Consider the following 10,560-nt stretch of genomic DNA (forward strand, 5'->3'; position numbering starts at 1 on the left):
GGCTTTCGCACCGCCATGGCAACTTTTCTGTATCACGTGGGCCGCATCACCTTCAGGTGGCGATGGTGCGTCACCTTCCTGTGGACAGCCGTGCTGGCGGCTGTCGGCTTCGCCGCCATGCAGGCCCCGCCCTCGCCCGACGACGGGTTCGGCATGCCGGGCATCGAGTCACAGAAGGCGTTCGATCTCCTGGGCGAGCGCTTCCCCGGCTCGGCCGCCGACGGGGCGAGCGCCCGGATCGTGTTCATCGCGCCGAGCGGACAGAAGGTCACCGCCGCCGAGAACAAGCGGGTGATCGACGGCCTGGTCGACCAGGCCGCGGACGGCCCGCAGGTGGCCGGCGCGATCAACCCCTTCCAGGCGAAGGCGGTCAGCGAGGACGGCTCCACGGCCTACGCCACCGTCTCCTTCAAGGCCCCGGCCGCCGATCTGACCGATGCGGGCAAGGAGCACCTGGCGCGCGCCGTCGACCAGGCCCGGGACGCGGGGCTGACCGTCGAGATCGGCGGTGACGCCCTGGCGACACAGCCGGCCGCCGGCGGCTCCGCCGAGATGACCGGGATCGCGGTCGCCGCGGTGGTCCTCCTCATCACCTTCGGCTCCATGGCCGCGGCCGGGCTGCCGCTGCTGACCGCGATCATCGGCGTCGCCGTCAGCATGACCGCGATCATCGCCCTGGGCAGCACATTCGGACTCTCCCTGACCAGCGGGACGCTCGCCTCGATGCTGGGGCTGGCCTGCGGCATCGACTACGCCCTGTTCGTCGTCTCCCGCTACCGCGAGGAGCGCGGAAAGGGCCGGGCCGCGCGGGAAGCGGCGGGAATGGCCGTCGGTACGGCCGGATCCGCGGTGGTCTTCGCCGGTCTGACCGTCGTCATCGCGCTGGCCGGGCTGTCGGTGGTGGGCATTCCGATGCTCACCAAGATGGGCCTCACCGCGGCCGGCGCCGTCCTGGTCGCCGTGCTGATCTGCCTGACGCTGGTCCCGGCCCTGCTGGGCTTCTGGCCCGACGCCGTACTCGCGCGCCGCGTCCGCAAGGGCCGCGGGTCCCGGAAGGGCCACGGGTCCCGCACGTCCGGCCGTACGAAGAAGGCCGACGCGTCCACCACGTCCACGGTGGAGAACGGCGGAAGCCGCTGGGCGCGCCTGGTGGTGCGCCACCCCGTGCCCGTGCTGCTGCTCGGCGTCGTGGGCCTGGGCGTACTCGCCGTACCGGCCGCGGACCTCCAGCTCGGCATGCCGGGCGACGAGGCCAAGCCCACCTCCACCACCGAACGCCGGGCCTACGACGCCCTCGCCGACGGCTTCGGTCCCGGCTTCAACGGTCCGCTGACCATCGTCGTGGACACCAAGGGCGCCGACGATCCCGAGGCGGCCGCCGCGGTGATCAGCGAGCGGATCGCGGACACCGGCGGGGTCATCTCCGTCTCCCCGGCGCGGTTCAACGAGGCCCGCGACGCCGCGGTGCTCTCCGCCACCCCGTCCACCAGCCCCACGGACGCCCGGACGGTCGATCTGGTGAAGACCATCCGCGCCGAACGCCCCGGCATCGAGCGGCAGTCCGGGGCCACGTACGAGGTCACCGGCAGCACCGCCATGAACATCGACGTCGCGAAGAGGTTCCAGGACGCGCTGGTGCCCTATCTCGTCGTCGTGGTCGGCCTGGCGATCGTGCTGCTGCTCTTCGTCTTCCGCTCCCTCCTGGTACCGCTGAAGGCGGCCCTGGGCTACCTGCTCTCCGTACTGGCCTCGCTCGGTGTGGTCGTCGCCGTCTTCCAGTACGGCCACGGCGCGGAACTCCTCGGCGTCGAACAGACCGGCCCGATCATGTCCATGATGCCGATCTTCCTGGTGGGCATCGTCTTCGGTCTCGCCATGGACTACGAGGTCTTCCTGGTCTCCCGGATCCGCGAGGCGTACGTCCACGGTGACCGGCCGGGACAGGCGATCGTCTCCGGATTCCGCACCAGCGCCCGGGTGGTCGTCGCCGCCGCGCTGATCATGATGGCGGTCTTCGCCGGATTCGTCGGCGCCAGTGAATCCATGATCAAGATGATCGGGTTCGGTCTGGCCATCGCCGTCCTCTTCGACGCCTTCGTCGTCCGGATGGCCCTCGTGCCCGCCGTCCTCGCCCTCCTCGGCGACCGCGCCTGGCGCCTGCCGCGATGGCTCGACCGGATCCTGCCCGGCATCGACATCGAGGGGGAGGCGATCACCCGCAGGCACCCCGCCCCCACGGCGCGGGCCGACCAGGACGCCCCCGAATCCCTCCTGAGCAGGTAACTCCCCCCGCACCACCCGGTGTCCGCCTCACCGCGGGCGGCACCGCCCCGGACCGGGGCCGCCCTGGCGGTGTCGGCCCCGCGCTCGCCGCACCCGTGGGGACGGGGAACGGGGAGAACCAGGCCCGGCGGCGAGCACCCCTGCTCGCCGCCGGGCTCAGGCACGCACCGCACCAGGGTGGCGCGGATTCGAAGGGCTCAGGCGTGCGCGGCGTACCGTACGAACGACGCCCAGCCGTCCCGCCCGACCGCGAAGTGCGGTCGGGCCGTGTCCTTGGAGTCCCGTACACAGATGGCCTGTTCGGTGACGGCGACCTCTACGCAGTCGTCGCCCTGGGTGCCGCTGTAGCTGGACTTGAACCAGGCGAGTTCCGTCGTGCTCATAGCTCTCCTCGGAGTCGCTCCAACAGACCCGGCGAGTCTTTGGGGTTCAGGGCCTGCGAGCGAAGTGTGTCATAGCACTGGTAGAGGAGGCTCACCTCTTTCACGTCGCTAATCAGGCGCCCGTTCTGCTGTCCTTCCGAGTACGCGAGCCGCCGACGCTCCGGAGTCTCCAGCAGCCGCACAGGGCCGTCCGGACACGCGTGGAACTCTGCGTCCAGCGGCATGATCTGGAGCGTCACGTTGCGCGGGGCGGTGAGTTCCAGCACGTGGTCGAGCAAGCCCCGCGCCACCTCGGCTCCGCCGAGCCGCCGCCGGAAGATGTGCTCCTCCACGATGAAGCTGAACGGGACGTTCGGCCTCTCGCGCAACAGCTTCTGTCGCTCCAGTCGAGCAATGACCTGGGCCTCCAACTGCTCGTCCGAGAACGGCGGAATGCCGTTGTCGAAACACCGCCCGCGCGTACCCCTCCGACTGCAACAACCCCGGCACCAGCCGGCACTCGTACGTACACAGACTGACCGCGATCTTCTCCAGCCGGGCCCACCGCCGGAACCAGGCCGCCAGCCCCGCCTCCCCCCGCGTAAGAAACCTCGCCGACTTCCGCAGCGCCCCCGTGTTCCCCAGAGCCTCCTCCGCCAGTTCCACGAACGACTCGTCCGGCATCCGGCGCCCCAGCTCCACCGACTCCACCGTGTGTTTGGAGTACCGGACCAGGTTCCCGAAGTCGGCCCTGCTGTACCCGGCATGCTCACGCAGGGCCTGGACGACGGCCCCGAAAGTCCGCAGACTGTCCGAGGGGTCGGGCTCCCGGTGCACCTCGCCGTCCGCCAGGTCATCGCCGTCCGTGCTCTCCGTACCGTCCGTCATGCGCGGCCACCTCCAGATGCGTACGTGCGCCGTTCCTCGCGATCAACTCACCCAGCGTGACGGATCGATCGACGTACCGTCCACAGCGCGTCCCCGTACGCTGACGTTCCGTACGGACCTCACCCCTGGAACGCGCCCCCGCGCGCCCGCCACGGTGGCCCCATGAACGCCCCCACGCCCCAAATCTCCCCTCTCGTACACACTTTCGCCCAGCGGCTGTCCTCCACCCGCCGCGGCGCCCGCCTCGCCCGGCTGCTCGCCGTCGAGCAGCTCCGTAGCTGGGAGGTGTCACCCGCCGTCACCGAACGTGTGGAGCAGATCGTCGCCGAACTCGCTGCCAACGCGGTGTTCCACGGCCGCGTCCAGGGCCGCGACTTCCAGGTCGCCCTCACGTTCCACGCGGCGACCGGCACCGTACGCGTCGCGGTCACCGACGCACGCGGCGAGCAGCCCCTGGTGCTGTCGGAGGCGTTCGACAGCACCTGACGACAGCGAGTCGGGACGCGGCCTGCTCCTGGTCACGGCCCTCGCCGACCGCTGGGGTACGGCGCCGTATCCGCCGAGCGGCAGGACAGTCTGGGCGGAGTGCGCCACGGAAGCGCCTTGACACGTTCCGGGCCCCGCCAGGAGGAACGTCGAGGGAGACGTCAGCACCCTCAGGCAGCCGGGAACGGACGCGGATGTCGTGCTCAGCGGTGGCGGCCCGCCAGATCCATGACGCAGAAGACTGATCATTGAGTCGGTCGGCAGCGCGTACGGCGTGAAGCCGAGATTGATACGTGCCTCGGCGTGGCGGCACATGGTCGCGCCCGCCGCCTCATCCGTTCACGCCTGCTGTTCGGCGCCATCCCGGGCGCGCTGGTCACCGATGAGACCGTCGGCGAGGGCGGTGACCCAGCGGGTGAGGGTGTGCTCGAAGTCGATGGCGACGTGGGCCAGTTCCGGTTCCTCCCGGTACAAGCGCTGGACGTTGTCCGCGGGATGACCGGCCTGCCACAGGGGGGCAGCCAGGGCGAGGGCGGCGATGACCAGTTCCTCGGCGGTGGTGCGATCCAGGGCCATGCGGGCGGTGAGGGTGTCGCTGACGATATTGACGGCTCGGCTGGCCGCGGCCTTGAACGCGCGGACGCTTTCGTAGCCCGAATGGTGTTCGAGGCTGAGCGTGACATGCGTGAGCAGATCACAGAAGAGCGGGCGCTCGCCGAGAGTCTTGACCAGCGTGCGGGCGATATCGGCCGAGGACAGGCGCTCGTACGGCGCGAGGCGTGCGACGGCTGTCTCGGACCAGTCCTCGTAGCCCCCCTGCGCGAGGAGCAGCAGGATCTCCTCGCGCGAGGCGTAGTACCGGCGCACGGCCGAGACGTGGACGCCCGCGTGCTGGGCGATGGAGGTGAGCGTGACCGCACGCACCCCGTCCCGCGCGGCGAGCGCGCGGGCGGCCTCGGCAAGGTCGTTGGCCCGCTGCGCCTTGGCTTCAGCGGAGTAGGCGCGCTGGAAGGCGGCATCGGAACTCATCCCGGCATGATAACGCAAGGCAGATGCGTTACGGAATGCTCGCCAAGCTAACGCAATCGCCTTGCGTTGACAACGCAACCTGCTTGCGTTACGTTCTTCTCAACGCCGCGGTCACCGGCTCACGGGCTCACCGGACCTCCAACGTCACGAGCACTCCCAGGTGACCTGCGACCGACTTCCCCCCGAGACCGCTCAGCACCGGAAAGCGCCGGCGCTCCGCGTCTCCTTCTGCCAAGAACACAGAGAACTCAGGAGCCCCCTCATGAGGAACGCCAGCCAGCACTTCATCGGCGGACAGTTCGTCGACTCGCACGGCCAGGAGACGATCGACGTCCACAACCCGGCGACGGGAGAACTCATCGGGCATGCGGCCCTGGGCGACGAGGTCGACGCCGAACGCGCCATCACCGCCGCCGACGCGGCCTTCCCCGCCTGGTCCAAGACCTCACTCGCAGAGCGCAAGGTGTATCTGCAGCTGATCGCTGACGCGATCGAGGAGCGCATGGACGACCTGATCGCGATAACGGTGGCCGAGTACGGCGCGCCGGTCGCGTTCTCCGGCATGTTCAACCAGCAGGCCCGCGACTTCATGGTGCTGGCCCAGGACCTGCTCAAGCCGGAGAACTTCGAGGAGAAGAACGGCCACGCCACCATCACCAAGGTGCCGGTCGGCGTGGCCGGACTGCTCACCCCGTGGAACGGCAGTCCCTGGTTCATCGCCGGAAAGACCGCCTCGGCCCTCGCGGCCGGCTGCACCGTGGTCATCAAGCCCAGCCGGCTGAGCAGTCTGCAGAGCCAGATCCTCATGGAGTGCTTCGAGAAGGCCGGCCTCCCCGCCGGCGTCATCAATGTCGTCAACGGCGCCGGCGCGACCGTCGGCAACGCCATCACCCGCAGCCCGCTGGTGCGGAAGATCTCCTTCACAGGGTCGACCCCGATCGGCAAGCAGATCAACCGCGACGCCACCGAGACCATGAAGCGGGTCACCCTCGAACTCGGCGGCAAGTCCGCCACGGTCATCCTCGACGACGCCGACATGGCCGAGGCCGTCCAGTTCGCCCTGACCGCCGGCTTCCTCAACACCGGTCAGGCGTGCATCGCCGGCACCCGCATCCTCGTACCCGAAAACCGGCTGGAGGAGGCCAAGGCCGCCCTGAAGGCCGGTGTGGAGGCGCTGCCCATCGGCGACCCGAACGATCCCACGACCACCGTCCAGCCGATGGTGTCCAAGGGCCACTACGAGCGGGTGCAGAGCTACATCCGCAAGGGCGAGGAGGGCGCCGAAGTCCTCGTCGGCGGCGAAGGCAAGCCCGAGGGCGTCGAGGAGGGCAACTACGTAAAACCCACCATCCTCGTCGGCGTCACCAACGACATGACCGTCGCCCAGGAAGAGATCTTCGGCCCCGTCCTGTCGATGATCACCTACCGCGACGACGAGGAAGCCGTGGCCATCGCCAACGACTCCCCCTACGGCCTGCACGGCTACGTCTACGGCGAGGACCTGGACCGCGCCCGCGGCGTCGCCGACCGAATCCAAGCCGGCCGGGTCATGATCAACCAGTTCTTCGACGACCCCACCAGCCCGTTCGGCGGCTTCAAGATGTCCGGCTTCGGGCGCGAGTTCGGCGTCCACGGACTGAACGCCTATCTGGAGACCAAGACAGTCTTCGCCGCCTGACGGAACCCCGGGTACCCCGACCGGACCTCGCCCCGACTCCACAAGCAAGAAAGAAGCACCACGACATGACCGACATCCGTAACAAGGTCGCCCTGATCACCGGAGCTTCCAGCGGCATGGGTGCGGCCACCGCACGCACGCTGGCGGAAGCCGGCGTCAAGGTCGGCATCGCGGCACGACGCGCCGACCGGCTCGAAGCGCTGAAGGCCGAGATCGAGAACAAGGGCGGTCGGGCGCTCGTCCTGGAGATGGACGTCGCGGACGCGGCCTCGGTCAACGCCGGGGCACAGAAGCTGCTCGACACCTACGGCTCGATCGACATCCTCTGCAACAACGCCGGCCTGATGCCCGTCTCCCACGTCGACGAGTTCAAGACCGACGAGTGGGACCGCATGGTCGACGTCAACATCAAGGGCGTCCTCAACGCCACCGCCGCCGTACTCCCGCAGATGATCGAGCAGCATTCCGGCCACATCTTCAACACCTCCTCGATCGCCGGGCGCAAGGTGTTCGGCCCCGGCTTCACGGTCTACTCCGCCACCAAGTTCGCGGTGACCGCCTTCTCCGAGGGCCTGCGCATGGAGGTCGGCAAGAAGCACAACATCCGGGTCACCTCCATCCAGCCGGGCGTGGTGGCGACCGAACTCGCCGAGACCACGAGCGACCCCGCCGTGCGCGAGATGCTGCACGACAGCCAGGCCCAACTGCGGCCCGTCGACCCCTCCGAGATCGCCGACGCCCTTCTCTTCGCAGCTCAGGCACCAGGCCACTCAACCTAGCGGAGCTGTTCATCCTGCCCACCGAGCAGGTGTGATCCTCCCGAGGTAGCGACGCGCCCGCAGCAAGACGCACACACAAACCCCCTCCGCCACGCTCGCCAACGCAACGGCGCTCTGTTCGCCATGGTTCGAGACGGCGCTCTCCACGAACCCGCACCCCCAAAGACGTCGAACTCGCCGCACGACCCGAGCACACCCCCCGTTTTGGGAACGTTCAGCTACTGAGGTTGAACTCGTACCGCCGAACGGCAGCGGTTCCGCGAGGAGTTACGGCTCAAGGCGGCCGAGCAGTTCGCCCAGGGCGCGGCGAGCTCGGTGATCGCCGTGGACCTGCGGGTCAGTGTCCGCTCGGTGCAGAAGCCGGCACCCAGGCACACATCGGCTCAGCCGCCCCCCAGGCCGATGGGCTTCCCTGCCAGCGCACGGCTAAGGGCTCGCAGAGAATCAACCTGTTGCTTTGCGCGTCCTTAGCTCCCCCTCACACTGATGAGGCTCAGGAATGCGTTTCCTTCAGCGGCCAGTTGCGCCAGAAACGGCGCCTTTCAGCTCTGGGATCCTCATGGACTTGCGAGTGCTCGTCAAAGATCATGACGGGGCGCTGTTCGAGGTTGTAACGGGGCCAGTCGGGCAGTCCCTCGCCGTTGGGGTCCCCGTTGGTGGCGAACCGGATCCATGCTTGGTGCATGTCCTTGGCGAGTTGCACCGGTGGAGTTTCGCCCAGCATTTCGGGAGCGTCGAGCGCGTCGAAGACGAGAGGTACGTCGAGCCCGTGGAAGGCGCCGTACTTTCCGTTCGAGACTGGGGTGGGCCAGTCCATCCGGTACATCCACACGTTCGACTGGTGCTGCAGTTGTCCCTCCGCCAGGCGGATGGCTGGAATGCCGAAGGTGAAGTCGGTGTCGACGGCAGCGTCGATGTCGGTCGGAGTGGAGTCAGGCAACGCCTCGCGGTAGATCCTCAACAACTCGTCGCTGGACGAGTCGGCAAAGAGCCTCGACAGAGCGGGCAGGTCCGGCCGCGGGTAGGACGCATCATCAGGAACCCCGAAGTGCGCGAACCGCCACTCGTCCGCGGTCGTCCCCACAAGGAGTTCGACGGTGCCGGCGCTGCCGGAGGCTACTGCCTCGTATGGGGTGGTAGGCAGGACCGTCCCATCCCGGACAGCGAAGAAATCAAGCATGAGCCGGTCTGCGGGTTGCCGAGGCCATGCCAGGGGTTGACTCACCGCGGCGATGATGGCTGCGGCGGGAACGTTCTGCAGTCCGTTCCAATCTCCGGGGCGAACCCCGACTGCGCCGAGGAAGGCTTCGGTGACCTGGCGCGCGGAGTCGGGCGTTTTGGTGCATTCGCCGACGGGGGACATCACGATGGCACGGCGGAACAGGCCCTTGGCTGCAGGCATCGCCATCAACGTCGAGACGGAACTCGCGCCGGCCGATTCGCCGAACACGGTGACATTGTCCGGGTCACCTCCGAATGCTGCGACGTTGTCGCGCACCCATTGCAGGGCGGCTACTTGATCGAGTATGCCAACCTGGCCTGTGCCTTCCGCATGGTCGAAGAGCCCGTCCAGATAGAGAAACCCAAACGCGTGCAGTCGGTAGTTGATCGTGATCAGTACGACGCCGTCGCGGCTGAACGAATCTGATTGATAGGGCCAGTTTGATCCACTTCCGGTGGCGAATCCGCCACCGTGGATCCAGACCATGACGGGCCGACGGGCGTCGTCGCAGTTCGGCGTCCATACGTTGAGGTAGAGACAGTCCTCGTTCTGCGGGGTCGTAAGCCGCACAACCTTGTCCACCACCTCTGGGGCCGGCAGCTCGGGCTGCGGGCATGCAGGTGAGTCCTCCGAACAGTCCCGGACGCCCGTCCAGGGCTGCGGCGGGGCCGGAGGGCGAAAGCGACGGGAGCCTACGGGAGGTGCCGCGAACGGGATGCCGCGGAACACGATGCCACTCTGCTGTCGGACCCCGCGGACATCGCCACAGTCCGTGCTGGCTATGTCGTATACGTGCTGCATTCGACGCTCCTCATTGAGCTGACGGCGGTCAATTACTGAGCTCTTCGGGTTGTTTGTCGGCCGGTGGGTGAGCAGGAGTCCGGTGCCGGTGAGGCAGCCGTCGACAGGTCGGGGCGAAGCGGGATATGACGCAGGCCCCGGCGGAGGGGAACCTCAGAACCTGCGGTCTTCTCTCAGCAGGTTGGAGAGCGGCTCGGTGCTCATGTGCGTGGTCCCTAAGCGTTGAAAGATTGAGGGGCAGGGGTGTTCGGGGGCGTGCCAGGTCGCTGGGCAGACCTCGGTCGTCCGGTCGTCTGCTGCGGGTTGTCTGGAGGACGGGCGCGTGGGCGCTCTCAGCCGCCGTTGTCGGCGAGGTAGTCCTCGCTGTGGGCGATCCGCCAGAAAGCGACGGCGACGGTGGCGCGTTGACGCCCGCCCGGCTTCGTGACCGCGTAGCCGAGCTGGGTGGCGAGCCAGACCAGGCGTTCCTGGAGTGTGGAGTGGTGCAGGTGGAGGCCGGTGGCCGCTTGCCGCAGGCTGGCATGGTCGAGCACTGCCTGGAGGGTGTCGATCACCCAGGGACGGGTGACCAGGGTCTGGTCCAGTAGTCGCACATCGGCGATGTCGGCCGCCTCCTGAGGCGTGGTCCGCTCGGCGAGGACGGAGAGGGCTCCGAGATCGTCGTACGCCACCAGGGACGGGCCGGGGCCGTTCACCCGGTCGGTCAGCCGGAGTGCGAGACGGGCACGCTCCAGGGCGGCCGGCAGGTGGGCCGGATCCTGGGCGATGGCTGTCCCGGCCCGCAGGTCCGATGGCGGGACCGCTGTCCCGGCGACCAGGGTGACCGCGTGCCGGCCGACCCGCGTGGAGTGGGGCGACGCCGGCTGGGGGGAGGCGATGACGATGACGGTCACCGGGCCGGTGAGCCCCAGCCGCTTCACGGCGTCGCAGCGGTCGCTTTCGGGGGCGTCGGGGTCGCAGGCGATCCGCACCGCGGCGTCGGCGGAGCGATCGACGGAGGCTCCCGTGACTGCCTGGATCGCTTTGGCCGTG

The 10,560-nt window shown here is 68.5% G+C and carries 8 protein-coding genes and 1 pseudogene; 4 read left to right on the top strand and 5 right to left on the bottom strand.

All coding sequences use genetic code 11. The annotated features are described in order from the left end of the window. Window positions 1-15 precede the first annotated feature (15 nt). The gene (locus tag ACIQ7D_RS16040) at window positions 16-2,283 is read left to right on the top strand and encodes an MMPL family transporter (protein ID WP_403937855.1); all 2,268 of its coding nucleotides are present in this window, start codon (window positions 16-18) and stop codon (window positions 2,281-2,283) included. 197 nt (window positions 2,284-2,480) lie between these two features. Here the strand turns inward: ACIQ7D_RS16040 and ACIQ7D_RS16045 are convergent, their stop codons facing one another. Together ACIQ7D_RS16045 and ACIQ7D_RS16050 are read right to left on the bottom strand one after the other, a co-directional pair. After that, window positions 2,481-2,666, bottom strand: a complete 186-nt coding sequence (locus ACIQ7D_RS16045) for a DUF397 domain-containing protein (RefSeq protein ID WP_403937857.1) — start codon at window positions 2,664-2,666, stop codon at window positions 2,481-2,483. Beyond that, window positions 2,663-3,533: pseudogene (locus ACIQ7D_RS16050) on the bottom strand (Scr1 family TA system antitoxin-like transcriptional regulator). The gene ACIQ7D_RS16045 and the pseudogene ACIQ7D_RS16050 overlap by 4 nt, the downstream one beginning before the upstream one ends. A gap of 162 nt (window positions 3,534-3,695) precedes the next feature. On the opposite strand from ACIQ7D_RS16050, the gene ACIQ7D_RS16055 reads away from it, so the two are divergent. Further along, on the top strand, window positions 3,696-4,019 hold the full coding sequence (locus ACIQ7D_RS16055; protein ID WP_403937859.1) for an ATP-binding protein: 324 nt from the start codon (window positions 3,696-3,698) through the stop codon (window positions 4,017-4,019). A gap of 339 nt (window positions 4,020-4,358) precedes the next feature. Here ACIQ7D_RS16055 and ACIQ7D_RS16060 read toward each other — a convergent pair whose 3' ends face one another. Next, window positions 4,359-5,048, bottom strand: a complete 690-nt coding sequence (locus ACIQ7D_RS16060) for a TetR family transcriptional regulator (protein WP_403937861.1) — start codon at window positions 5,046-5,048, stop codon at window positions 4,359-4,361. Between the two features lie 262 nt (window positions 5,049-5,310). Between ACIQ7D_RS16060 and ACIQ7D_RS16065 the strand changes: the two genes are divergently transcribed. Both ACIQ7D_RS16065 and ACIQ7D_RS16070 read left to right on the top strand, forming a co-directional pair. After that, a complete protein-coding gene (locus tag ACIQ7D_RS16065; protein WP_403937863.1) occupies window positions 5,311-6,726 on the top strand; it encodes an aldehyde dehydrogenase family protein in 1,416 nt (471 codons plus the stop codon). Between the two features lie 65 nt (window positions 6,727-6,791). Beyond that, window positions 6,792-7,505, top strand: a complete 714-nt coding sequence (locus ACIQ7D_RS16070) for an SDR family oxidoreductase (protein WP_403937865.1) — start codon at window positions 6,792-6,794, stop codon at window positions 7,503-7,505. Between the two features lie 493 nt (window positions 7,506-7,998). On the opposite strand, the gene ACIQ7D_RS16075 is transcribed toward ACIQ7D_RS16070, so the two are convergent. Beyond that, a complete protein-coding gene (locus ACIQ7D_RS16075; RefSeq protein ID WP_403937867.1) occupies window positions 7,999-9,528 on the bottom strand; it encodes a carboxylesterase/lipase family protein in 1,530 nt (509 codons plus the stop codon). Between the two features lie 332 nt (window positions 9,529-9,860). Next, a partial coding sequence (locus tag ACIQ7D_RS16080; protein WP_403937869.1) for a helix-turn-helix domain-containing protein occupies window positions 9,861-10,560 on the bottom strand: 700 nt, incomplete at its 5' end.

It is taken from the genome of Streptomyces sp. NPDC096310, from assembly GCF_044763125.1.
In the GTDB taxonomy this organism is placed as follows: Bacteria; Actinomycetota; Actinomycetes; order Streptomycetales; family Streptomycetaceae; genus Streptomyces.

Excerpts from the sequence above, each read along its gene's own strand:
- ACIQ7D_RS16040 (WP_403937855.1), top strand. The coding sequence starts at position 16 with ATGGCAACTTTTCTGTATCACGTGGGCCGCATCACCTTCAGGTGGCGA.
- ACIQ7D_RS16045 (WP_403937857.1), bottom strand. The coding sequence starts at position 2,666 with ATGAGCACGACGGAACTCGCCTGGTTCAAGTCCAGCTACAGCGGCACC.
- ACIQ7D_RS16055 (WP_403937859.1), top strand. The coding sequence starts at position 3,696 with ATGAACGCCCCCACGCCCCAAATCTCCCCTCTCGTACACACTTTCGCC.
- ACIQ7D_RS16060 (WP_403937861.1), bottom strand. The coding sequence starts at position 5,048 with ATGAGTTCCGATGCCGCCTTCCAGCGCGCCTACTCCGCTGAAGCCAAG.
- ACIQ7D_RS16065 (WP_403937863.1), top strand. The coding sequence starts at position 5,311 with ATGAGGAACGCCAGCCAGCACTTCATCGGCGGACAGTTCGTCGACTCG.
- ACIQ7D_RS16070 (WP_403937865.1), top strand. The coding sequence starts at position 6,792 with ATGACCGACATCCGTAACAAGGTCGCCCTGATCACCGGAGCTTCCAGC.
- ACIQ7D_RS16075 (WP_403937867.1), bottom strand. The coding sequence starts at position 9,528 with ATGCAGCACGTATACGACATAGCCAGCACGGACTGTGGCGATGTCCGC.